21 protein-coding genes are annotated in these 23199 nt (G+C 76.2%); 9 read left to right on the top strand and 12 right to left on the bottom strand.

What is annotated here, in order from left to right; translation table 11 throughout:
* The first annotated feature begins 14 nt into the window (after positions 1–14).
* On the top strand, positions 15–1082 hold the full coding sequence (locus tag MF672_RS24240) for a beta propeller repeat protein (RefSeq protein WP_242378068.1): 1068 nt from the start codon (positions 15–17) through the stop codon (positions 1080–1082).
* 193 nt (positions 1083–1275) lie between these two features.
* Here the strand turns inward: MF672_RS24240 and MF672_RS24245 are convergent, their stop codons facing one another.
* Positions 1276–1905: an alpha-ketoglutarate-dependent dioxygenase AlkB gene (locus MF672_RS24245; RefSeq protein WP_242378069.1), complete on the bottom strand. Its 630-nt coding sequence runs from the start codon at positions 1903–1905 to the stop codon at positions 1276–1278.
* A gap of 171 nt (positions 1906–2076) precedes the next feature.
* On the opposite strand from MF672_RS24245, the gene MF672_RS24250 reads away from it, so the two are divergent.
* Positions 2077–2871, top strand: a complete 795-nt coding sequence (locus MF672_RS24250) for a VOC family protein (RefSeq protein ID WP_242378070.1) — start codon at positions 2077–2079, stop codon at positions 2869–2871.
* Between the two features lie 111 nt (positions 2872–2982).
* Here MF672_RS24250 and MF672_RS24255 read toward each other — a convergent pair whose 3' ends face one another.
* From MF672_RS24255 to MF672_RS24280, 6 genes are all read right to left on the bottom strand, one after another.
* Positions 2983–3168, bottom strand: coding sequence for a CGNR zinc finger domain-containing protein (locus MF672_RS24255; protein ID WP_247815401.1), 186 nt, complete (start codon positions 3166–3168; stop codon positions 2983–2985).
* Between the two features lie 387 nt (positions 3169–3555).
* Positions 3556–4551 carry a YncE family protein gene (locus MF672_RS24260; RefSeq protein ID WP_242378072.1) on the bottom strand — a complete coding sequence of 332 codons (996 nt, stop codon included), beginning with the start codon at positions 4549–4551 and terminating at the stop codon, positions 3556–3558.
* Positions 4552–4556: 5 nt separating this feature from the next.
* On the bottom strand, positions 4557–5558 hold the full coding sequence (locus MF672_RS24265; protein ID WP_242378073.1) for a TolB-like translocation protein: 1002 nt from the start codon (positions 5556–5558) through the stop codon (positions 4557–4559).
* Between the two features lie 601 nt (positions 5559–6159).
* Positions 6160–6381: a hypothetical protein gene (locus tag MF672_RS24270; RefSeq protein WP_247815402.1), complete on the bottom strand. Its 222-nt coding sequence runs from the start codon at positions 6379–6381 to the stop codon at positions 6160–6162.
* A 150-nt stretch (positions 6382–6531) separates the two neighbouring features.
* Positions 6532–6891: a DUF2203 domain-containing protein gene (locus MF672_RS24275; RefSeq protein WP_242382498.1), complete on the bottom strand. Its 360-nt coding sequence runs from the start codon at positions 6889–6891 to the stop codon at positions 6532–6534.
* A 9-nt stretch (positions 6892–6900) separates the two neighbouring features.
* Positions 6901–7590 (bottom strand): GntR family transcriptional regulator, encoded by a 690-nt coding sequence (locus tag MF672_RS24280; RefSeq protein WP_407654780.1) that lies wholly within the window; start codon positions 7588–7590, stop codon positions 6901–6903.
* Positions 7591–7675: 85 nt separating this feature from the next.
* Between MF672_RS24280 and MF672_RS24285 the strand changes: the two genes are divergently transcribed.
* Positions 7676–9019 (top strand): MFS transporter, encoded by a 1344-nt coding sequence (locus tag MF672_RS24285; protein ID WP_242382500.1) that lies wholly within the window; start codon positions 7676–7678, stop codon positions 9017–9019.
* Positions 9020–9100: 81 nt separating this feature from the next.
* Here MF672_RS24285 and MF672_RS24290 read toward each other — a convergent pair whose 3' ends face one another.
* On the bottom strand, positions 9101–10402 hold the full coding sequence (locus MF672_RS24290) for an MFS transporter (protein ID WP_242382501.1): 1302 nt from the start codon (positions 10400–10402) through the stop codon (positions 9101–9103).
* Positions 10403–10697: 295 nt separating this feature from the next.
* On the opposite strand from MF672_RS24290, the gene MF672_RS24295 reads away from it, so the two are divergent.
* From MF672_RS24295 to MF672_RS24305, 3 genes are all read left to right on the top strand, one after another.
* Positions 10698–11405, top strand: coding sequence for a sirohydrochlorin chelatase (locus MF672_RS24295; RefSeq protein ID WP_242382502.1), 708 nt, complete (start codon positions 10698–10700; stop codon positions 11403–11405).
* Between the two features lie 43 nt (positions 11406–11448).
* The gene (locus tag MF672_RS24300) at positions 11449–11997 is read left to right on the top strand and encodes a GNAT family N-acetyltransferase (RefSeq protein ID WP_242382503.1); all 549 of its coding nucleotides are present in this window, start codon (positions 11449–11451) and stop codon (positions 11995–11997) included.
* Between the two features lie 158 nt (positions 11998–12155).
* A complete protein-coding gene (locus MF672_RS24305) occupies positions 12156–12611 on the top strand; it encodes a hypothetical protein (RefSeq protein WP_242382504.1) in 456 nt (151 codons plus the stop codon).
* Positions 12612–12663: 52 nt separating this feature from the next.
* On the opposite strand, the gene MF672_RS24310 is transcribed toward MF672_RS24305, so the two are convergent.
* On the bottom strand, positions 12664–13518 hold the full coding sequence (locus MF672_RS24310; RefSeq protein ID WP_242382505.1) for a LysR family transcriptional regulator: 855 nt from the start codon (positions 13516–13518) through the stop codon (positions 12664–12666).
* A 72-nt stretch (positions 13519–13590) separates the two neighbouring features.
* On the opposite strand from MF672_RS24310, the gene MF672_RS24315 reads away from it, so the two are divergent.
* Both MF672_RS24315 and MF672_RS24320 read left to right on the top strand, forming a co-directional pair.
* Positions 13591–14262 carry a type 1 glutamine amidotransferase domain-containing protein gene (locus tag MF672_RS24315; RefSeq protein WP_242382506.1) on the top strand — a complete coding sequence of 224 codons (672 nt, stop codon included), beginning with the start codon at positions 13591–13593 and terminating at the stop codon, positions 14260–14262.
* Positions 14259–14675 carry a nuclear transport factor 2 family protein gene (locus MF672_RS24320; RefSeq protein WP_242382507.1) on the top strand — a complete coding sequence of 139 codons (417 nt, stop codon included), beginning with the start codon at positions 14259–14261 and terminating at the stop codon, positions 14673–14675. The genes MF672_RS24315 and MF672_RS24320 overlap by 4 nt, the downstream gene beginning before the upstream one ends.
* Positions 14676–14678: 3 nt before the next feature.
* Here MF672_RS24320 and MF672_RS24325 read toward each other — a convergent pair whose 3' ends face one another.
* From MF672_RS24325 to MF672_RS24335, 3 genes are all read right to left on the bottom strand, one after another.
* Positions 14679–15182, bottom strand: a complete 504-nt coding sequence (locus tag MF672_RS24325; protein WP_242382508.1) for a MerR family transcriptional regulator — start codon at positions 15180–15182, stop codon at positions 14679–14681.
* Between the two features lie 10 nt (positions 15183–15192).
* Complete coding sequence (locus MF672_RS24330) at positions 15193–16053, bottom strand: SDR family NAD(P)-dependent oxidoreductase (protein ID WP_242382509.1); 861 nt, start codon at positions 16051–16053, stop codon at positions 15193–15195.
* Between the two features lie 73 nt (positions 16054–16126).
* The gene (locus MF672_RS24335; RefSeq protein WP_247815403.1) at positions 16127–20020 is read right to left on the bottom strand and encodes a CHAT domain-containing tetratricopeptide repeat protein; all 3894 of its coding nucleotides are present in this window, start codon (positions 20018–20020) and stop codon (positions 16127–16129) included.
* A gap of 217 nt (positions 20021–20237) precedes the next feature.
* Here MF672_RS24335 and MF672_RS51475 point away from each other — a divergent pair, with 217 nt between their 5' ends.
* Complete coding sequence (locus MF672_RS51475) at positions 20238–23195, top strand: hypothetical protein (RefSeq protein ID WP_302893258.1); 2958 nt, start codon at positions 20238–20240, stop codon at positions 23193–23195.
* The last annotated feature ends 4 nt before the right edge of the window (positions 23196–23199 follow it).

A 23199-nucleotide genomic window follows, 5' to 3' on the forward strand; every position in this document is an offset into this window, starting at 1 on the left:
CTAGTTTGCCCGACATGAGGCTTCGCATCGTGTTGGGCGTGTTGTCAGCGGCCACCGTGCTCACGGCGGGCAGCCCCTCCCCCGCGCAGGCGGCCGGCGGCCCGCCGCGGCTCGGCTGGGAGCTCAAGGAGACCGGGGTGGGCGCCCGCCTGCGCGGCCTGTCCCCCGTCAGCCGGGACGTCGCGTGGGTCTCCGGCTCCGAGGGCACCGTGCTGCGCACCACCGACGGCGGCCGGCGCTGGGAGAACGTCTCCCCGTCCGGCGCGGAAGGGCTGCAGTTCCGCGACATCGAGGCGTTCGACGCGCGCCGGGCCGTCGCGCTGTCCATCGGCGAGGGCGAAGACTCGCGCGTCTACCGCACCGAGGACGGCGGGCGCACCTGGGCCGAGACGTTCCGCAACGACGAGCCGCGGGCCTTCTACGACTGCCTGGCCTTCTTCGACGCCCGGCACGGCCTGGCCGTGAGCGACCCGGTGGACGGCAGGTTCCGCGTCCTCGCCACGGACGACGGCGGGCGGAGCTGGCGGGTGCTGCCCCCGGACGGGATGCCGGAGGCGCTGCCGGGCGAGGCCGGGTTCGCCGCGAGCGGGCAGTGCCTGGTGACGGCGGGCGGCCGGAACGCGTGGCTGGCCACCGGCGGGGCCGCGCGGGCGCGCGTCTTCCACTCCGCCGACCGGGGCCGGACCTGGACCGTCGCCGACACGCCCGTCCCGGCCGGGGACCCGGCGCGCGGCGTCTTCGGGCTCGCCTTCCGCGACCGGCACCACGGCCTCGCCGTCGGCGGCGACTACCAGGCGGGCCGGCCGTCGCCCGACGCGGCGGCGCTCACCGGGGACGGCGGGGCCACCTGGCGGCCGGCCGGCGCACCGCCGCCCGCCTACCGGTCGGGGGTGGCGTGGCTGCCGTACCCGCCGTTCGCGGCGGTGGCGGTCGGGCCGTCGGGGAGCGACGTGACGTGGACGGGCGGCCGGACGTGGGAGACGTTCGACGGCGGCTCGTTCGACACGGTGGCGTGCGCGCGCGACGGCGCCTGCTGGGCCGCCGGCGAGCAGGGCCGCGTCGCCCGCCTCCGCCTCACCTGACCCGCTCCCTGGGGTCGGCCGCCCCCCTCCGCCCCGCCCCACGCACCGCTCCAGCGCGACCGACGCAGGTCCGCGCTCCCCTCGGGGGGCCGGCGGACGCCGCTCGGGCGGAAGCGGGCGCTGATCCGGGCGCCCGCGGGGCCGGCGAACGCCACTGGGGCGGGACCGGACGCCGATGCGGGCGCCCCCGGGGTCAGCGGACGCCGCTCGGGCGGAACTGGATGCTGATCCGCGGCCCCGCCGGCCGCGTCGTCTTGGGGATGGCGTGCTCCCACGTGCGCTGGCAGCTCCCGCCCATCACGATGAGATCGCCGTGCCCGAGGTCGCGCCGGATGGACGGACCGCCGCCGCGCGGCCGGAGCAGGAGCGGGCGCGGGTCGCCGACGGAGAGGATGGCGACCATCGTGTCCTCGCTGCTCCCCCGGCCGGTCGTGTCGCCGTGCCAGGCCACGCTGTCGCGCCCGTCGCGGTAGAAGCACAGGCCGGCCGTGCGGAACGGCTCGCCCAGCTCCTCGCCGTAGTGGGCGTCGAGCGCCCGCCGGGCGTCGTCGAGGATCGGGTCGGGCAGCGGCTCGTCCTCGCCGTAGAAGCACAGCAGCCGGGGGACGTCGACGAACCGGTCGTACATGCGCCGCCGCTCGGCCCGCCACGGCACCTCGGCGGCCAGGCGCTCGAACAGCGTGTCGGCGCCGGACAGCCAGCCCGGCCGCAGGTCGATCCAGGCGCCGTGGCCGAGCCGGGTGCGGCGCACCGACGCGCCGAGCGGCCCGAGCCCCAGCTCCTCGCCGAGACCCAGCAAAGATGCTTGGAACGCCACTGTCATGCCCCGAGTGTACGCCATGCTTCAAACACGTTTTCGACTTCCGGCCTGGCCGCTTCCGCCGGCGGCCGGCCCGTGCCAGGCTGGCGGTCGCCGGACCGGGTGGCGTCGCCCTCCGACCGCGCCGTGAGGTGAGGAGGCCACCCGCCGCTTCGTCACGCGAAGGAGCACCGCATGCTCACTCTCCCCCACCTCCCCGGCGCGCCCTGCTGGCTCGACGTCTCCAGCCCCGACGTCGACGCCTCCGACGCCTTCTACGGCGGCCTGTTCGGCTGGCGTTCGGTCAGCCTCGGCCCCGGGCACCGCGACTACCGGCTGTGCCGGATCGGCGGCAGGACGGCCGCGGGCATCAGCCACGCCACCCCGGACGGCCCGGCCGCGTCCTGGCTGACCTACTTCCTGGTCGCCGACGCCGAGGCCGCCGCCAAGACGGTCGAGCAGGCGGGCGGCGCGGTCGCCGTCCCGCCGCGCGACATCGAGGGCCAGGGCCGCATGGCGGTGTGCGCCGACCCGGCCGGGGCGCGCTTCGCGGTGTGGCAGCCGGGCCGCAACGAGGGCGTGGGGCTGGTCGCCGAGCCGGGCTCGCTGAGCCGGGTCGAGCTGCGCACCTCTGACCCCGGCGGCGCCCGCTCCTTCTACCGGGCGGTCTTCGGCTGGTCGGTCCGGGACGAGCCGGTGGGCGGCACGTCCCGTCCGGTCCTCTTCCCCGCCGGGGGCGGCGCCGCGTCGGCCATGGGCGGCATCGCCGCGCTCGACGGCGACGACGCCGGCGGCGGTAGCGACAACGGCGACGGTGGCGAGCCGTACTGGCTGCCGTACTTCGAGGTGCGCGCCTGCGACGCGAGCGCCGCGCTCGCGCAGCAGCTCGGCGGGACGCTGCGGGCGGCCGCCGGGCAGGGGGCGGGGCGGACGGCGTTCCTCGCCGACCCGTTCGGCGCGCGCTTCGCGATCACCACCGGCTCCGGCTGACGCCTCCCCCCAGACGCAGCGGGACGGGGCCCGGCCTGTGCGGTACGCAGTCCGTACAGGCCGGGCCCCGCCCGTCCTCGCACCCTGGGCCTTCCCGCTCCGCCGCCGCCCCTAACGCACGCCGGACGCGGCGCGGGAGCGGTGGGCCGCCACCCGCTCCCGGGTGGCGCAGCGGGCGCTGCAGTAGCGGCGCGGGCTGCCCCCGCCGAGGTCCAGGTACGGACGCCCGCAGCTCGGCGAGGCGCACAACCCGCCCGGCACCCGCTGGTAGTCGGCCAGCAGCACGGCCAGCGCCATGGCCGACGACGCGAGGAACCACTCGGCGCACGGCGCCCGTCGCCGCCGTCCACGTGCAGGTGCCAGTGCGCGGCGCCGCCGTGGTCGGTCAGCCGGGGCGGGCGCGCGGCGTCGGCGAGCAGCCGGTTGAGCAGGGCGGCCGCCCGGCCCGGGTCGGGGGCGGCCAGCACCTCGCGCAGCCGGGCCGCGGCGGCGCGCAGGGCGGCGACGTCCGCCTCGCCGAGGTCGAGGGCTCCGCTCTCGCCGTGCGCGTTCAGGACGCGCGTCACCGTCTCGATCGACGGCTGCTCGTGCAGCAGCGCCACGCAGAGGTCGACGGCCCGCGCGGCCGTCGCCTTGGTCGAGTGAGCCTCCACGCAAGCAGCGTAAGCCCGGCCCGGCCGCCGGTCAGCCGCCGCAGGCGGCGAAGACGAAGGAGTCCTTCAGCACCGTGTAGCGGTCCCTGACCCGGACCGCGCCCGTCGCCGTGTCGATCTGGACGATGGTCATCCTGGTGCCCTTCGAGGTGGCGCGGGACATGTGCGCCGTCACCTGGGCGTCGCCCGTCCAGTCGACCATCTCGACCGAGCCCTCCGGCAGCGTGATCTTCCTGCGCCCGGTGACCTGGTCGGACTGCACGTCGTACGTCACCAGCTCCGGCTTGCGGCCCTGCACCACGACGGCCACGCTGCGCCCGTCGGCGGCCAGCGCCTGCGGGGCGTTCTGGACGACGACCTGCGGCGGGGTGACCCGGGCGAGCTGGTCGCCGCTCTCGTCGTGGACGACCAGGTCGGTGACGGTGTCGTCGCCCTCGGCGCTGGTCAGCACCTCGTCGCCGTCGCCGCTGAAACCCAGCAGGGTCTGCCCGGCCGGGACCGCGCCGAGGCGGCGGCCGGTGGCGGTGTCGAAGACGAGGGTGGGGTGCGGTTCGTCGCCCTGGTAGGCGGCGGCCAGGCGGGAGCCGTCGTCGGAGAGCTGGAGCGTGACCGCGTCCTGGCCGGTGCGGGGCAGCGCGCCGGCGGGCAGCAGCCGGACGCCGCCGCCGAGCGTCCTGACGGCGAGCCGGCCCGCCTTGGTGAAGTACGCGATCCGCTGCCCGTCGCCGCTCACCGCGATCGGGGCCGGCAGGTAGGTGAGCTTCCTGCGTCTGGCGTCGAGCGCGACGCCCTGGGCGTCCGGCAGGGTGGTGGTCCTGCCGCTGTGCAGGACGAGCCGCCAGCCGCCGCACGGCCGGTTGCCGCCGTCGCGGCTCTGGCAGCCCTTGATGGAGGCGTACCTGACGCTGTCGCCGCCGTGGTGGGGCCCGGCGTGGGGGGCTGCGTGGGCGGCTGCGTGGGCCGGCGGCGTGACCGTCGCGGCCAGGACCGCCGCCGTGAGGGCCGCGAGGACTGTCGTTCTTCTCATGCCGGTCACTCCCCCGCCGCGTAGTAGGCGTACGCGCGCTCGCTGATGCTGTAGCGGTCGCTCTGCCGGACGTCGCCGGAGAGCGGGTCGGCGGTGAGCACCCGTATCACCGCCGGTTCGCCCTCGTCGCCGCGCTGCGTCAGCACGTGGAGAGTGCCGTCGGCGGCGTACCAGAGGGCGTAGGGCGTCTCGCCGCGGGTCAGCGGCAGGTCCACGGCGGCCGAGAGGTCGCCGCTGTCGAGGTCGTACAGCCGGACGCGGGACGGCCGCTTCGCGGCGGCGTCGCCCGTCGTGACCGAGGCGACGGTCCTGCCGTCCGGGGCCAGGGCGTGGGCGGGGGCGTTGGCCACGACCTGCGGCGGCGTGCCGCTGGTCGGGGCGCCGCCGAGCGGCCGGGCGTACAGGGCGGTGGTGTGGTCGGAGCGGTAGCGGGCGGTCAGCACCTCGTCGCCGTCGCCGCTGAAGCCGAGCGCGTCGTCGCCGGCGGGCAGCTCGACGACCTTGCCGGTGGCGACGGTGACGACCTTGGTGGGCAGGCGGGCGGGCTCGTCGGTGTAGTCGATGAGCAGCTTGTCGCCGGTGGGCGACAGCTCGATCTTCAGGTCGTCGGTGCCGACGCCCTTGGGACGCAGGCCGGCGGGCAGCGCCTTCGCCGGGCCGCCGACGCGGCGGACCATCAGGCGGTGGTCGCGGGCGCGCTCGTAGGCGACCACGCGCCCGTCGGCGCTGACCGTGAACGTGGTCAGGTCGCGGATCTCGCCGCCCGAGCCGTCGATCTGGCCGATCGCGGCGTCGCGGACGGTCGTCTGCCTGCCGTCGCGCAGCAGCAGCCGCCAGTGGCCGCACGGGACGACGGTGTCGTGCTTCTTGTCGGGACAGGACGCGAGCCAGGCGGCGCGGACCGGCGCTTGACCGGTGCGGGCCGCCGCGGCGGGAGCGGTCGCGAGACCCGCTCCGCCGATGACCGCCGCGGCCAGGAGGGCGGCGGCCGCCGAAGGGTGCCTCATGGGGGTGATCCTTTCGCTCACCTGCTTAGACACCCGGGCGGGCCGGTGAGTTGGGTCACGACTCGGCCACGGTCCGGCGGGCTCTTGACCGGGGCTGTCATCCATGTCTAGATCGAGGTTGTTGATCTCTGCGAGGGCGGAGGGCACGGCATGGCAGCTGCCGCCGGAACGGTCGGGCTGACAGGCGGAGCCGCAGGTCGCGAGGCCGGCGGGCGGAGCGGTTGGCGGCGGGACCGGGCGCGGGCCGCGCGGGTCTCGACCGTGGTGGCGGGCGCTCTGCAGATCGTCACGGCCCTCGTGCTGGCGGCGCTGCCCGGCAGCTCGCCGGGCCTGGACGCGGTGGCACCGCCGGCGGGCGACCCGGGCGGGACGCCGCCTGCCGCGCTCCACCACCGTCCCGCCGCCTCGCCGGTCGAGGCCGTGCCGCCGGCGCCGCCCGCGCTGCCCGCGCTGCCCGCGGCCGTGACGCCGGTCGCGCCCCGGGCCTGCGCCCACGCCACACCTGCCGCGCGCCCGACCTCCACGCGCCCGACCTCCACGCGCCCGAGCGCCGCGCGCGCGACCCCGGGCCCGCGCCGCCCGGGCCACGGCCTCCGTCCCGTCAGGCCGTTCCGGCGGCCGCCCGCACGTCGCGGGCGGCGGCTCCCGTCAGGAGCGCGAGGCCGCACGCCGCCCGCACGACGCCGGCCGGGCGGCCCGGCGGGAACCCGCACGGCACGCCTCCCGGCCAGACGCGCCGGCCGCCGGAGCAGGCCGCGAGCGGGAGCGACCACCCGGGGAACGACGCCGGCCCTGCCGCGAACAACGGCAACGGGAACGGCAACGGAAACGGCAACGGGAACGGCGGCGACGACGGGAACGGCGGCAACAGCGGGAACGACGGCGTCGGCGGCACGGGCGGGAACGGCGGGAACGGCGGCGGGCCGGATCAGCGTCCGGCGGCCCCGCCCGGGCGTTCCGGCCGTTAGGCGGCTCAGAGCGGCCGGCGGCCGGCGAAGCCCAGGTCGGTGCGGTGGTACCAACCCAGCTCGGGCTCCCCCTCGATCCAGCACAGCCGCACCGAGACCCCGTCCAGCATCGCCGGGAAGTCCACCAGCACCGGCGCGATGCCCTTCACCTCGATGCCGCGCTCGGTCCAGCCGCTCAGGATCTCCTCGATGCGGGCCTCCAGCGCCTTGATCTCGGGGATGCCCCCGAGCTCGGAGGAGCCGCGGGCCTGCCGGTCGTGGGCGATCTCGGCGAGGTCGGCGCGGGCGGCGATCACCGTGCCGGCGTCGTCGATGATCTCCGGCAGCAGGGCGCGGGCCTCGTCGAGGGTGAAGATCCGGTCCATGGGCCCACGTTAGCGGTTCGGCTCGTAGGCGTGGACGAGCAGTTTCTCGGCGTGGTCGAGGTAGTCGTCGAGGTAGGCGGCGGCCTCGTCCGGCCGGCCGGTCTCGATGAGCGCGAGCAGCGCCCGGTTGCGCTCGACGAACGGCTCGTGGAAGGCCCGCGGGTTGTCCATGACGTGGAAGACCAGCCGCAGCTCGGCGAGGAGCTGGCGCATGACCTCGTCGAGGCGGGGGCTGTCGTTGAGCGAGACGAGGGCCTGGTGGAAGCGGATGTTGGCGGTGCCGACCCGCTGCCAGTCGTCCTCGGCGGCGGCCTGCTCGGCGTCGCGCATGGCCTCCTTGATCACGGCGAGGGCGGCCGGCGACGGCGGGCGGCGCACGGCCGCGCCCTCCAGGACGCGCCGCACGCGGTAGAGGTCGAGGACGTCCTCGGCGGACGGCAGGCGGACGAAGACGCCGCGGTTGAGCTGGTGGTCCAGCAGCCGTTCGTGCCCGAGCAGCCGGAACGCCTCGCGCAGCGTGTTGCGCGAGACCCGCAGCGCCTCGGAGATCGCCTCCTCCGACAGCCGCTGCCCCGGGCTGAAGAAGCCCTGGCTGATGCGCTCGCGCAGGATGTCGGCCACGCGCTCGGCCGTGCTGCTGCGCCCCAGGCGCGGCCGGTCCTGGGAGAGATCGGCGACGACGTCATCCACATTTGACAGCGAATCATGGGGCAAAACTCTTGTCGAATTGTTCAACGATCCTTACGTTGAAATCATCCCCAGAACCTGACCGAGGAGCGATCGGATGGCAGGCCCCACGCGACAGACCCGGCGGGTGATCCTCGCCGGCCTGATCGGCACCTCACTCGAGTGGTACGACTTCTTCCTCTACACCACCGCCGCGACCCTGGTGTTCCCGAAGCTGTTCTTCCCGTCCCTCGACCCGTTCACCGCCACGCTGGCCTCGCTGACCACCAACGCGGTGGCGTTCGTCGCCCGGCCGCTCGGCGGGATCGTGTTCGGCCACTTCGGCGACCGGGTGGGCCGCAAGAGCGTGCTCGTGGTGACGTTGCTGGTGATGGGCGTCTCGACGTTCCTCATCGGCGTGCTGCCCGGGTACGCGAGCGTCGGCGTGGCCGCGCCGGTCCTGCTGGCCCTGCTGCGGTTCGTGCAGGGGCTCGGGCTGGGCGGCGAGTGGGGCGGCGCGGTCATCATGTCGCTGGAGCACGGCGACGGCCGGCGGCGCGGCTTCAACGCGAGCTGGCCGCAGGTCGGCGTCCCCGCCGGGTACGTGCTGGCCACCGGCCTGCTGACGATCCTGTCCTTCGCCCAGTCCGACGCCGCGTTCCTGGCGTGGGGGTGGCGGGTGCCGTTCCTGCTGTCGGGCGCGCTGGTGTTCGTAGGCCTGTGGGTGCGGCTGCGGATCGCGGAGTCGCCGCTGTTCGCCGAGGTCGAGCAGCACGGGGCCAAGGCGCGCATGCCGCTGCTGGAGGTGCTGCGCACGCACCCGCGAGCCCTGCTGTCGGCCTTCACCGCCCGCATCGGCGTGGACGTGGCCTTCTACACCTTCACCGCCTACATCATCGTCTACCTCACCCAGCAGCTCGGCCTGCCGCGCTCGTACGCGCTGAACGCCGTGCTCATCGGCTCGGCGCTGCAGCTCGGGCTGATCCCGCTGTTCGGCGCGCTGTCGGACCGGGTGGGGCGGCGGCCGGTGTACCTCGCGGGCGTGGTCGCGGCGGCGCTGTGGGTGTTCGCGTTCTTCCCGCTGCTGGACACCAGGTCGTTCCCGCTGATCGCGCTGGCGGCCGTGGTGGCGCTGGTGACGCACGCCGCCATGTACGGGCCGCAGGCGGCCTTCATCGCCGAGCTGTTCAGCACCCGGCTGCGCTACAGCGGGGCGTCCATGGGCTACCAGGTGGCCGGCGTCGTCGGCGGGGCGCTCGCGCCGATCATCGCGTTGCAGCTGTTCGAGACGTACCGGAGCACGGTCGCGGTGTCGGTGTACGTGGTGGCCGCGCTGGCGGTCACCGCGGTGGGCCTGGCCATCGCGCCCGAGACCCGCGGCCTCGACCTCGCCGCCGGGCCCGGGGCGTCCGCCGCTCGCCCCAGGAACGGCGTCCCGGGGCAGGTCGGGCCGTTCGCGTAGGCCCTCCCCCCGTCAAGGCTCGTTGCCGCGAGAGCCGCGGGCGGCGGCTGCCACCGCCGCCCGCGCGCCGTGCTCGTCCCCTCACGCCGACGCGCGGACGGGGGCCTCCACGGGACGCGGGGCCCGCCAGCGTCCCTTGAACGCGGCCATCGACGCCAGGAACACCACCTGCCCGGCGAGCGCCACCGCGAGCCAGGTCCGCCAGCCGGCCGACTCGACCACGACCGGCGACACCACCAGCAGCACCACGATCATGACGCGGACCACCATGCCCCAGATGCCGAGGGCGGAGCCCTGCAGCCGGGACTCGACGTCCTCGGCGTTCTCGGAGAAGTTCGCCATCCACGGCACGTACGCGATGCCCATGAACAGGTAGAGCAGCGCGTAGACGGCCGTGACGTGGCCGGCGGCGACGCCGGGCCCGACGAGCGCGATGAAGTACGCGAGCGCCGCCACGGTCAGCAAGGTCCCGACGGCGGTGAACGGCTTGCGGAGCTGCAGCCGGTCGGACAGCCGGCCGACGACGACCACGGCGACGGCGTTGAGCACGATGCCGAGCGCGACGACGCGGTTGGCGGCGGCCGGGTCCATGCCGAACCCGCCGGTCAGGATGGTCTGGCCGAAGATCGCGAAGGTCCAGTAGAGGATCTGCCAGCCGGTGTTGCCGAGGACGTGCGCCCACAGGTGCGGGTGGCGGAACAACTCCGACAGCCGGGCGCGGTGGGCGTGCCGGTCGTCCCGGTCGCGCTGCTCGGCCGCCTCGGCCTCGGCGTGCAGCACCGCCGCGCGCAGCTCCGCCGACGGCTCGGCGATCTTCCAGACGATGACCGCGCACATGGTGAGCGAGACGACGCCCATGATGATCGCCTGCGACTGCCAGGCGTTGCCGAACAGCGGCAGCGTGAAGCCCGCGATGGCCGAGGCCAGGAAGGACGCCCCGACCGGCCCCCACGTCCAGAACGCGAACGCCTGGGCCCGGCCCATCCGGGGCGAGAAGTCCCGCACCAGGGAGGCGGTGATCGTGATGCCCGCGCCCTCGATGAACAGCATGAGGCAGCGCACCCAGAACAGCCCGGCGACGCTGTCCACGGTGGCGAGCAGGAAGTTGCAGCCGGCCGTGACGGTCAGGGTGGGCACCAGGATGGTGACCCGTCCCCAGCGGTCGGACAGGATGCCGCCGAACCCGGCCGAGAGCCCGCCCACCAGCACCGACAGCGCCGCGAGCTGGCCGTAGACGGTGAGCGACATGTCGAGGTCCCGCATGAGCAGCGGCAGGATGGTGGCGATCGTGGTCTCGAAGTTGGCCACCAGGCTCGCCAGGACGGCGACCGCGAGCAGCAGGATCCGGCGGCGCCCCACCGGGTAGACGCTCAGTTCGCGCACGTAGAAGGGCTTAGAACGGGCTTGCACCGGCTTCATCTGCCAGCCTCCGGGGGAGAACCGTCTTGGTACGTCGCTCTAGAACCGGCTTCTAGTGGTCCCCAGCCTCCCGTTTTGTACGGATAAGTCAACGTTTCGCAGGATTACGATGTGATCTCGATCACTGCCCCGACGTTGTGACGGAAATGCCATCGATTCAGCGGCCAACGCTCATGGAATGGGCATAAACTGCGCGCCTGTGAGCCTGCCTGTACGCGAACGTTCCCCTCGCCCGGGCGGCGGTCGCCACCGCCGTCCCGTGCCCACGTCCCTGCCGCCGGACGCACCCATTCTCGTGCTCGCCACGCCCGGCGAGACCAGCGGCGTCGCGGAGGAGATCGCCGCCGTGGTGCGCGTCGACAACCCGCAGATCGAGGTACGGCTGACGAGCGTCACCGGCTTGGCCGACTCCCTGCCCAGCGGCCGCGAGGCCGTCGTGGTGCCCCTGCTCACCTGGGAAGACCCCGTCGTCATGGCCGAGATCGGCAAGGCCGTCGCGGCCACCGGCGCCGGCGTCGTGGTGACCGAGGCGCTCGGCCCGCACCCGCTGCTGGCCGAGGCCCTGCACATCCGGCTGGCCGAGCGCGGCCTGGCCCGCGCCGACCGGGTGCGCCTGCTCAACGTCTCCAGCCCCGTGGACGCCGTCATCCTCGGCACGGTCGGCGGCGAGCGCGCCGTCCGGGCGATGCAGGCCACGGCCGTGCTGCTCGCCTCCCGGCTCACCCTCCCGGTCGTGGCCGCCTCGCTCGACACCGAGCCCGGCGTGAGCGTGGCCGCCCAGCGCCTGCGCGCGGCCGGCGCCCAGCGGCTGGCGATCGCCCCCTGCGTCATCGGCCACGAGGCCCCCGCCGGCACCGTCGAGCGGGCCGCCGCCCAGATCGACGCCGGCCACGCCGCCCCGCTCGGCGCCCACGGCGCCGTCGCCGAACTTGTCGCGCGAGCTTACGGTAGTCAACTCGCCACTTGACAAGGGCTTGTAAAGATCACGGGACTCGCGTTACCGTCTGCGCATGCGTCACGTGGTGCGCAATGGCGACCGGCTCGGCCTCCGTGACGTCACGGAGGCCGACGTGCGTGCCCTGCACGCTGTCTACGGCGACCCCGCCGCCACCCAGTACATGCCCTTCGCGCCGCGCTCGCTGCGGGAGGTCGCCGACCTCGTCGCGCAGGCCGTCGAGGCCGCCCGCGCGGAGCCGCGCCTGCTGTACGTGCTCGCCGTGGTGGACGCCGAGCACCGCGACGTGATCGGCGTCGCCCGGCTGCGCATCGAGCCCGAGCATCCCCACAGCGCCGAGATCGGCTTCGGGCTCCACCCCCACCAGTGGGGACGCGGCATCGGCACCGACCTGGTGCGGCTGCTGCTCGCGTTCGGGTTCAAGGAGCTGGGGCTGCACCGCATCTGGGGCGCCCGCTCCCCCGCCAACCTGCCCGCCCAGCTCGCCATGCTCACCGCCGGCATGGTGGAGGAAGGCGTCATCCGGCACCACGTGCACACGCCCGACGGATGGCGGGACTCCGTCGTGCACTCGGTCCTGGAGGACGAATGGATCGACCGCTGAACTGATCGTCCACCGGCGCCCGCGTTGTCAAGCCGCCCTCGTCGATTCCCTGGCCCTTTCCCCCCGCCCGTCAAGCCCTCCGGCGCCGTCGCCGTGTGGCGGGGCGGGATTGTCGGTGCCGCGTCCTACGATGAGCCTCCTCACGGAGGGATGGTCCCATGCTCGACTCGCTGATCGTGCCGTTGTTCGTCACGACGGACCTGCCGCCCGGCGCCGACCTGGCCGGGTTCGGCGACGTGCTCGCCGGGGCCGTGCGCGAGCTGGGCCCGCGCGACGGCGGCTACGAGGGGTTCCTGTCCGGGCGGGTGTTCTGGCTCGACCGGCCCGTGCTGCCGGGGCAGCGGCCGGTCGCCGAGGGCGAGCTGCGCTTCGCGGGCATGCTGGGCCACCTCACCGCCACCGGGCCCGGCCACACGGTGCGGGAGGTGGTGGGCGACGTCCGGCGGGCGGTCGGCGCGGCCGTGACCGAGCGCTACGGCGACGTGGGGGTGACCCCGGCCGTGTTCGCCATCCGCGACCAGGACGTCCGCGAGCGCACCCCCGGCACCGCCGTGCCCCTCCGCACGCCCGGCCCAGCGGCCGAGCCGGCGGCCGCCGGCCGATCGCTCCTGTAGCCACGGCCGGCCTGGCTCCGGGGGGCGGAGGATCGCTGGTCATCCTCGGCGGCTAGAACGATCGCGCGGCGCGCAGCTCCCGTACCAGGTGGTCGCGCACGCGGGCCACGGCCGGCCGGGTGCGCGCGCCGGAGCGGACCGCGAGGTAGCCGGTGTTGATCGGCGGTTCCTCCGGCTCGGCAAGCGTCACGAGCGTGCCCGCCTCCAGGTCCCGCCGGCACAGGTACGCGGGCAGCACCGACACGCCCATCCCCGCCCGTACCGCGCTCAGCACCCCCCGCAGGTCGGGCATGACGACCTGGGCCGCCATCGACGGGCGGCGGCCGAAGACGCCGCGCCAGTAGCGGCGCACGATGGGCAGGTCCTCGGCGTAGGCGACCAGCGGCTCCGCCGGCCCGGCGCCGGGCGCGGCGACCAGCACGAACTCCTCGTCGTACACCGGGTCGGCCTGCACGCCGCGCAGCCTAGGCCTGATCGTGGACAGCACGAGGTCCAGCCGCCCGGCCGCCAACCCGGCCAGCAGGTCGTCCGACAGGCCCAGGGTGACGCGCAGCCGCAGCCCGTCCCGGACGAGCGGGGCCAGCATCGGCATGACCACCTCGCTCAGGAACTCGGCGGGCCCGCCCAGGTGCACGGCCTCGTCCGAGGGCAGCTCCGCGGCCACCACCTCCTCCAGCGCGTCGAGGCCGGGCGCGACCCGGCGGGCCAGCTCGTCGGCGGCGGGCGTGGGCGCGACCCCGCGCGCCAGCCGATCGAACAGCGGCCGGTCCAGTGTCGCCTCCAGCGTCTTGACCTGCGCGGTCACCGCCGGCTGCGACAGGCCGAGCGTCTGGGCGGCGGCGGTGATGGAGCCGGTCCTGTGGACGGCGAGGAAGGTGCGCAGCAGGTCGAGCGAGAGCGGCGGCATATCACTATTCTGATGGCTCGGGGCGGCGTTCGTTATTTGTCGCTGATGGCTCGGCGGCGGCATCCTGAACGCATGACGAAGCGGGTACTCATCGCATTGACCAGCCACGACGACCTCGGCGGCGTGGAGAGGACCGGATACTACGTGCCCGAGGCCGCCCACCCGTGGGAGATCTTCCGCAAGGCCGGCTTCGACGTGGACGTGGCCAGCGTCAAGGGCGGCGAGCCGCCCCAGGACGGCTACGACCCCGGCGACCCCGCCCAGGCCGCGTTCGTCGCCTCGCCCGAGCAGCGCGACACCGCCCGCCTGGCCGACGTGGACGCCTCCCGCTACGACGCCGTCCTGTACGCCGGCGGCCACGGCACCATGTGGGACTTCCCCGACGACCCCGACGTGCGGCGGATCGGGCGCGAGGTGTACGAGCGGGGCGGCGTCGTGGCGGCCGTCTGCCACGGCCCCTCGGCGCTGGTGAACCTGACGCTGTCCGACGGGTCGTACCTGGTGGCGGGCAAGCGGGTGGCGGCCTTCACCAACGCCGAGGAGGAGCTGCGCGGCGTGGCGGGCGTCGTGCCGTTCCTGCTGGCCGACGCGCTGACGGCGCGCGGCGCGCGGCACGAGCCCGGCGGCGACTGGCAGGCGCAGGTCGTGGTGGACGGCCGCCTGGCCACCGGCCAGAACCCGGCCAGCGCCGCCCCCCTGGCCGAGCGGGTGGTCGAGCTGCTCGCCGGTACCGTCGGGGAATGAGCGACCAGCCTGAGCCGCCCGCCCGCCGGGCCGGCATGAGCGCCGAGCGGGAGGTCGTGGCGGCGGCGCGGGAGCGCGCCGCCGCCCTGGCGGCGGGCGATCCCGACCGGCTGCGGCGCTCCCTGCACCCGGGCTTCCACTGGACGTCGCACGTGGGGGAACGGTTCGACCGGGACGCCTACGTGGCCTCCAACACCGCCGGAGCCCTGACGTGGGAGCGGCAGTCGCTGAGCGAGGTCGAGGTGGTGGTGGCCGGTCAGGCGGCGGTGCTGCGGTGCGTGGTGGCCGACGAGGTCGTCACCGGTGACGGCGAGCGCGTGACGTTCCGGATGCCGGTGACGCAGACCTGGGTCAGGCAGGACGGCCGCTGGACGTGCCTGGCCGGGCACGCGGGCCCGCGACTGCCGGAATGACGCTCAGGGCCCGTCCGAGATGACGGTGCCGGGGACCTCGGCGTCCGGCCCGGCCGAGCCCCCGTACATGGCGATCTTGTATTCGACCGCCGCGAGGGACAGGGTCAGCTCACGGATCCGGCGGCGGATGGTGTCGCGGTGCTCGACCAGCACGTCGAGCCGCTCCGGCACCGTGTCCCCTCCGGCGTCGACGAGCGAGACGTAGTGCTGCAGGTCACGCATCGGCATGCCGGACAGCCGCATCCGGGTGAGGAACACCAGGCGCCGCACCGCCGCGGCGTCGTAGACGCGATGACCGTTGGCGTCGCGGGGCACCTCGACCAGCCCGGCCCGCTCGTAGTAGCGCAGCGTGTGGGGCGAGATGTCGAGGAGGGCGGCAACCTCGGCGATCGTCATCGCCTCGGGCAGCTCGGCGACGTCGGTGAGGCGATGGATCGCCTCGACCGACAGCGGACCGTCGTCCCCGAGCGCTTCGAGCGCCCTGCTCATCAGAGTGTCGGTGCCCATGACCACGAGCCTAGACCGGCCGCGCCGATGCGGGGACATCCTCGAAGTCGGCGCTGCGGGCGGTCTCGGCCCACCGCTCGACCTCCTCCAGGCCGCGCCGGTGGACACGCGAGATGCGCTCGACCGCCTCGCGCCCGAGCGGCAGCCGCAGCGGCACCTCGTCGCCGTGCGCGAGGGACACGATGATCCCGGCCGCCCGCGCCGGGTCGCCCTCCTGGCGGCCGTCGGCCCCGGCCATGTCCGCGCGGACGCCGGCGAGCAGGTCGCGGTAGGTGGCGGACGGCTCGGCGAACTCGATCACGTCGCCCCCGTTGAAGCCGGTCCTGAACCGGCTGGGCTCGACGAGCATCACCCGGATCCCGAACGGCGCGACCTCCCCGGCCAGGGCCTCGGACCAGCCTTCGAGGGCGAACTTCGACGCCGAGTACGCCGACACGCCGGGGAACGACATCCGCCCGCCCTGGCTGCTCATCTGCACGATCGTCCCGGTGCCCCGCTCCCGCATCGCGGGCAGCGCCGCCCGGACGAGCGCGGCGGGGCCGAACAGGTGCAGCTCCATCAGCTCCCGCAACTGCGCGTCGCCGACCTCCTCGGCCGCGCCGACCACCGCCCGGCCCGCGTTGTTGACCAGCACGTCGAGCTGGCCGAAGCGGTCGAGGGTGTCACGGACGAGGCCCGCGGCCGCGGCGAGGTCCCGGACGTCGAACGTCGCGACCAGGCAGCTGTCCGGGTGCTTCGCCTCCAGATCGGCCACGCTCCCGGGCCGGCGCACCGCCGCCACCACGTTGTCGCCCGCCGCGAGCGCCGACTCCGCCAGGGCGCGGCCGAACCCGCGGGACGCGCCGGTGATGATCCAGGTCTGTGTCGTCATGGCAGGGACGCTATGCCTTCGAGCGCGCTCCAACGCAAACCGGCGTGACCACCACGACCAGGACCGCGCCCGCCTAACGCGCCAGGCCGACCAGCACGTACGGCGCCCACAGCTCGGGTTCGGCGGGCCCGTACAGGTCGCGGAGCGCCAGGACGGCCGCGCGCAGCGCCTCGGCCGGGTCGGCGCCGGCGCGCGACCTGGTGTGGAAGTCGCGCATGAGCGCCCGGGTGATCTCCGGGGCGGGCGGCCAGAGGGTGAGGAGGGCCGCCCTGACACCCGCGTGGAGGAACGCGTGCCCGAGAGCGGCGATCCCGTCACCGGCCGGGGCCGGGGCGTGACCGGTGAGGACGACCAGGCGGGCCCGCAGGTGCACGCTCATGAGCCGGCTGCCCGTCAGCACTCCGTCGGCCAGGCGCACACCTCCCGCGAACGGATCGCGGGCCCCCGTGACCGCGTCGGCCGACAGGTGGACGACGTCCCAGCTCCCGGCGAGGCGGGCGGAGGTCGCGGCCCGGCCGGTGCGGGGGTCGGCGCCCAGCAGGGCCGCCGTCTCGGCGGCGACGGCGGCGTCCGCCTCGGTGCCGAAGCCCATCACGAGGGACGCGCCCCCGGCCCGCACCGGCGTGCCACGCGCCACGCGGGCCAGGACCGCGGCGGACGGGGCGTAGGTCACGGCACACCGTTCGAGCAGGGGCGGGCCGCCGCCCGGAGCGAGGGCGTGGAGCGGGACGCGGTGCAGCTCCCGGTCCGGGAACAGGTGCAGCATCGTCAGGTCGTCGCCGAGTTCCTGGAGCGCGTCGGCCAGCAGCAGGTCGGCCAGGCGGCGCCACAGGTCGAGGCGGCGCCGGCGGGCCGTGAGGTCGAACAGGCCGGGGCGTTCGCCGTCGACGGTCGCCGCGAACGCCGCCAGCAGGGCGGGGTCGGCGGCCGACGGGAACGCCCGGGGTTCGGGCCAGCCGGTGCGGTGCGCCAGCACGGTGATGCCGTCCGCGCCCAGGTGGAAGCCCAGCAGGCCGGTCGGCTCGCCGCGTGTGACCAGGGCGTCCAGCTCGGTGCGGGCCGGCGGCGCCGCTCGCCGCGCGGCCACGTGGCCGGGCGCCAGGGGCTCCAGGTGCTGCCACAGGGTCTCCAGCTCCTCCCGTACGCCGCGGGCGCGGTGCACGAGGGCGGCGGCTTGCCCGGGGTCCCGGGTCCGGCCGGCGGCCGCCATGAGGAGGCGGGCCTGGCCGAGCTCGCGTTCCTCGCGCTCCAGCAGCTCCATGGGGACGCCCGGGGGCGCGGGCCAGCGCCCGTCGCCCAGCCGGGCGGCCAGCGCGTGGGCCTTGGCCTGCTCGGCCCGCGTCCAGGCGGTCAGGCCGCGCTGCAGGCGGACGGCGAGCGAGACCGCGTCGTCGAGGACGGCTCGCCGGCCCCCACCTGAAGCGGGCGGGGCGGACAAGGCGGACGGGACGGACAAGGCGGGCGGGACGGACAAGGCGGGCGGGACGGACAAGGCGGGCGGGACGGACAAGGCGGGCGGGGTGGACAAGGCGGGCAGGGCGCAGGCGCGTTCGGTGTCGGCGAGGGCGGCGGCGAGGTCGCCGAGCCGGGCGGAGGCGGCGGCGCGGTGTTCCAGGGCGACGCCCAGCGCCGGTTCGTGCCCCAGCTCCTCCAGCAGCTCGACGGCCCTGGACAGGCGGTCGCGGGCCCGCGCGGGGTCGGCGGCGGCGAGGTCCAGGGCGCCGAGGGCGGTCAGCGCGAGTGCTTCGCCGCCCTCGAACCCGATCCGCCGGGCCAGGCCGAGCGCCTCGTCCAGGCAGGCACGAGGCGAGAAGGCCGCGACGGGGGGCGGGACCGGGGTCGCGGACGAGGGCGGGAGGGCGGCGAGGGAGAGGAGGGTCAGGACCGTGGCGCGGTCGTCGCCGGTCTCGCGGTGAGCGGTCAGGGCGCGTTCGAGGAGGGGGACGGCCTCGGCGCTCTCGCCGCGCAGGACGTGCACGAGGGCGAGGTCGGCGTAGTCGTCGCCCAGCCCGGCCGGCTCGGCGCGCTCCTCGCGCAACGCGACGGCGTCCCGGTAGAGGGAGGCGGCGGCGTCCAGCTCGCCCAGCTTGAGATGCAGGGCGGCGCGGGCGGACAGGAGCGGGGCGCGCAGGGCACGCCAGACCGGCGCCGTGGTGAGCGCCAGGCCCTCGTCGCAGACGCGGGCGGCGTCCGTCCAGCGGGCCTGGTCGGTGAGGGCCAGGGTCAGCGCGGTCAGGGCGTGGACCAGGGGTGCGGGCAGGGCCGGGCCCGGGTCGTCGCGGGCCAGCTGCACGGCGCGGGTGAGGTGGCCGATCGCCTCGTCGGGACGGCCCAGCGCGCGGGCCGCGGCGCCCAGGTTGCGCAGGTGCTCGACCAGGCGGGCGTCACGCAGCTCGCAGCCTTCGGCCGCGTGGCTGTAGGCGGCGGTGAGGTCGCCCAGGGACAGGCAGTAGGAGGACAGCTTGGCCAGGAGATGGGAACGGTCCTGCGGGAGCAGGGCGTTCCTGTCCGGCGAGGGAACGGGTCCCTTCCCGGGTGGAGGGTGTCCTGCCTGCGGTGGTGCCGGCTGCGGGGCTTCCGCGGGGGGTGCGGTGTCGCCGGGGAGGGGAGGGCGGGACTGGGCGAGGGTCTGCTCGGCGATGGCGCGGGCCAGGGGGAGGTCGCCGGCGGACTCGGCCTCCTCCAGGCGGAGCCACGTCTCCAGGCGTTCCGTGGCCGGCGGGACGGGGGTCAGGGGGGCCGCCCGGAGCGCGGCCACGGCTTCGGCCAGGGTGGCCCGGCCCCTGGTGAGGTCGCCGAGGGCGAGCTGGAGGGCGGCCACCCGGGCCAGGACGTCGGCGTCGAGCCCGCCCGAGGACGCCATCGCCGCGACGATCTCGAACGGCGCCGCGGCGCCCGCCACCCGTGACCCCGCCGCCTCGCCGGGCTCGGCCGCCCCTGCCGGCGCGGAGGCGGGCGTCATGCCCGGGGCGGCTGTCGTACCAGGGGCAGGGGGCGCACTGGAGGCGGGGGTCGCACTGGAGGCGAGGGTCCTGGTGGAGGCGGGGATCCTGGCGGAAATGGGGGCGGGGGGATTCGGCGGGGTCGGGTGGGGTGGGGCGGTGAGGCCGGATTCCAGGGCGGCGCGGGCGCGGCGGTAGTCGCCGCGTTCCTCCAGGGCGAAGCCGAGCTTGAGCGCGGTGAGGGCGGCCAGCCGGGGCTGGGCGGCGGCCTGGAAGGCGGTCACCGCGCGTTCGAGGGCGTCGATCCGGGCGGGCAGGTCTCCGAGGCGGGCGGCGAGTGAGGCCAGGCGGTCGTGGGCGACGGCCTGCTTCAGCGGGTCGGCGGCGGCCAGGCCGAGGGCGGCGTGCAGGCGTTCCCCGGCGTCGTGCAGCTCGCCGACGCGCTCGTCCAGGACGGCGCGGTGCAGGGTGGCGAGGAAGAGGGCGTCCAGGTCGCCCTCGGCGGCGGCCAGCTCCATGGCGCGGTCCAGGTCCGTGCCCGCCTCCTCCGTGCCCGCCTCTTCCGTGCCCGCCTCTTCCGTGCCCGCCTCTTCCGTGCCCGCCTCTTCTGTGCCCGCCCCCTTCGTGCCCGCCTCGTCCGGACGGCCGAGCGCGGACAGGGCGGCCGCGCGCATGGTGAGCGCCGTGGCCTCCTTGGCGGCGGCACGCAACCGGGCGAATATCCCGGCCGCCGCCCCGAACTCCTCCAGCGCCCGCCCCGCCTCCCCCTGCGCGTAGGCCAGGGCGCCCAGGTTGTAGCGGACGGAGGCGCAGCCGTCCAGGTGGCCGATGGCCCGGTACTCGTGGTCGGCCAGCTCGAACGCGGCCCGCGCGCCCGCCGGGTCGCCGGTGGCGCGGCGGCGCTGCGCGATGCGGTACCACTCGTCGGCGGGCTCGCGCCGGCCGCCCCGGCGTCGGACGACCTCGACCAGGCGGGCCTCGCAGGCGGCGGCCTGCGCGCGGTGCCCGCGCCCGGACAGCAGCACGGCGTGGGCGTCCAGCGCGGCAGGCGTCCTCCCAGGCGCCCGCGGCCTCCAACTCGATCGCGCAGGCGGCCAGGCGTTCCAGGGACGCGGCGAGGTCGCCCTGGTCGACGGCGGCGCGGGCGGCCGGGACCAGCACCAGGGCCGCTTCCCGCGGCTCCCCCAGCGTCGCGTACAGCTCGCGGGCCCGGGCCGCGCAGGACAGCGCGGCCGCGGGGTCGTGGGCGGCGAGGTAGGCGTCGGCGGCGCGTACCTGGTGGGCGGCCTCGGCGGCGGCCAGACCGGCGCCCGCGCACAGGGCGGCGGCCCGCAGGTGCTGCTCGACGGCGGCGGCCGGGTCGCCCGCGCGCAGGAGCACATCGCCGAGGTGGCCGAGCTGCTCCGCCTCGGCGCCGGGGTCGCCGAGCGTGCGGTGGACGGCCGCGGCGCGGTCGAACGCCTCGGCGGCGCGGGTGAGGTCGTTCAGGTGGTCGTGGTTGAAGCCCTGGGTGGCCAGGGCGTGGGCGGTGCGGGCGCGGTCGCCCTCCTCGTCGAACGCGGCCGCGGCGCGGGTCAGGACCAGGTCGGCGGTGTGGCGGCGGCCCAGGCCGGTGAGCTGGAGCGCGGTGTCGAGCAGGAACGCCCCCCGGCCGCCGGCCGGCTCCCGCCCGGTGGCGGGCCGGGCGGCGTGGTGGCGTTCGGCGTAGCGGAGGAGTCTCAGGGTCAAGGGCTCGTCGGACGTATGCAGGGCCAGGTCGGTGGCGGCCCGGGCCAGGTGCTCGTCGACGGGCAGGGCGGCCGGGTCGGTGAGGAGGGCGTCGAGCTGGGCCAGCAGGTCGGGGTCGCCGTCCCGCGCCAGCGCCAGGGACTCGCCGAGGTCGCGCGGGTCGCCGAGCAGGGAGAAGCGGGCGAGCAGCGCGCGGGCCAGCAGCCGCTGCGCGGAGGCCGGGTCGCGGGAGCCCTTGACGGCCAGCTCGGTGGCCTGGCGGGCGGCCAGGACGGCGCCGTCGAGGTCTTCCGCGCGGCGCCCGGCGGTGGGCCCGGCGGTGGGCCCGGCGGTGGGCCCGGCGGTGGGCCCGGCGGTGGGCCCGGCGGTGGGCCCGGCGGTGGGCCCGGCGGTGGGCGCGGCGTAGTCCTGGGAGGCGGCGTCGTCCTGGAGGTGGGTGGCGCGCTCGCGGAGCAGCTCGGACAGCAGCGTGTACGCCTCCAGGCGGGAGGTCAGGCGGTCGCCGGTGTCCAGGGCCTCGCGCAGGGCGGTGATCGCCTCGGCGGCGGCGGGCGGGGTGAGGCGGAGGCGGAGCGCCCGGGCGAGGAGGAGCAGGACGTCGGGACGGGCCGGGTCGTCCGCTGGGTGGGCGGCGAGGGCGGTGCGGGCGGCCGTCACGGGGGCGGACGGGTCGCCGCCGGTCGTCAGGGTGTGTTCGAGGAGGGCGGTGGCGAGGTCGGACAGGAGGCGCGGGCGGTCGGGGTGGCCGGAGGGGATCGTGCGGGCGGCCTCGCGGAGGGTTTCCAGGGCGACGTCCAGGTCGGGCTGGTCGCCGGTCGTCTCGTAGCGGTGCCAGCGGCGTTCGCCGAGCAGGGCCAGGCGGGCGTGCGGGTCGGCGGCGAGCCGGCGGGCCAGGTCGTAGGTGACGCGGCTGCCGCCCCACCCGGCGGCGAGACCGCCGAAGGCGGCCCGGGGGGCTGGAGGCGAGGGGTCGTGAAAGGGGCGGGGGTGGGTGGCGGCGGGCGGCGGGATAGCTCCGGGGCCGGAGGTGGTGGGCGGCGGCGGGGTCGTGCCGGGGCCGGAGGTGGTGGCCCCAAGATCGAAGGCGGTCCCGGGATCGGAGGCGGTCCCAGGATCAGGGGTGGTCCCGTGATCGGAGGTGGTTCCGGGATCGGAGGCGGTTCCGGGATCGGAGGTGGGCGGGGTGCTGGGGTCGTCGGGGAGGGCGGCGGCCGGGACGACGGCCGCGGGGTCGTCGCCCGCGGCGAGGTCAGCGGCGAGGAAACCGGCGGGTTCGGACGCGCGGGCGGGGGCGGCGGCCGTGGCCGAGGTGGCGGCCGTGGCCGGGGTGGCGGCCGTGGCCGGAGTGGCGGCCGTGGCCGGAGTGGCAGCGGTCGCCGGGGTGGCAGGGGTCCCGGGGGTCGCGGGGGTGGTGGGGGTGGCGGGGGTGGTGGGGAGGCCGAGGGCTTGGAGCATTTCGTGGCCGGCCTCCAGCGACCGCTCGTCCCCCGTGACCACGTACCATTCGACCAGCCCCGCCGCGTACGGCCCCAGCACCCCGGGATGCGCCCACTCCTCGTGCCAGAAGTCCAGCGCGCACTGCCCCACCCGGATGAAGGCGAGCAGGTCGTCGTCCAGGCTGGAGCGGGCGGCCCGGGCCTGGGCCAGCTCGACGAGCGTGAGCAGCGCCCGCGAGCGGTCGCGCGAGCCCGGCTCGGACTCGGCGGCCGTCAGGTACGCCCGCACCAGCTCCTCCTCGTCGGGCACGGCCAGGGCGAGGGCCGCGGCCAGCTCCGCCAGGTGGGCGGGCTCCCCCGGCGCCCCCAGCGCGGCCCGGAACAGCACGTGCACGGCGTCGTCGATGAGCTCCCGCTCGCCCGTCTGCCCGAACAGCCGCACCAGCCCGTCGCCGAGCAGCGCCAGCGCGCCCGGCGCCCAGGACGGGTCGGCGGAGCGGGCGGCCTGCTGCAGCAGCAGCTCGCCGAGCCGTTCGGCGGCCTCGGCGGCGGGCCGGGCCACGGCGCGCCCGACGAGGGCGTGGATCAGGAGCCCCACATGCCGGTACGCTCCCGGGTCGACGTGCCGGAACACCTCCTCGACCAGCCCCGCCCAGGTGGCGGCCGTGTCGCCGGGCGGGACGCGCGCCCCGCGCAGCTTCTCCGGCAGCCGTCCCGGGTCGAGCACGGCCACGGCGGCGAAGAACGCGCCGGCGACGGCCGCGTCCTGGTTGGTGCGCGGGTCGAGCCGGTAGCGGGCCAGGTGGAGCAGGCCGATCAGCCGCCAGGTGGCCGCGTCGGTGCGGTCGCCGGCGCAGGCCCGCATCGCCCGTTCGGCCTCGGCCAGCGCCTCGGGATCCCAGATCAGCTCGGGGTCCGCGGCCTGCTCGAAGCGCTCGATGCGGGCGGCCAGCGCCCCGGCCGGATCGGTCATGGGCACAGGCTCTCACCGGCGCGCGCCCGCGTACAGCCGAGCGGCCGGGCCAGTCGATCATGACGGC

The sequence above is a fragment of the Actinomadura luzonensis genome, assembly GCF_022664455.2.
Lineage (GTDB): Bacteria > Actinomycetota > Actinomycetes > Streptosporangiales > Streptosporangiaceae > Nonomuraea > Nonomuraea luzonensis.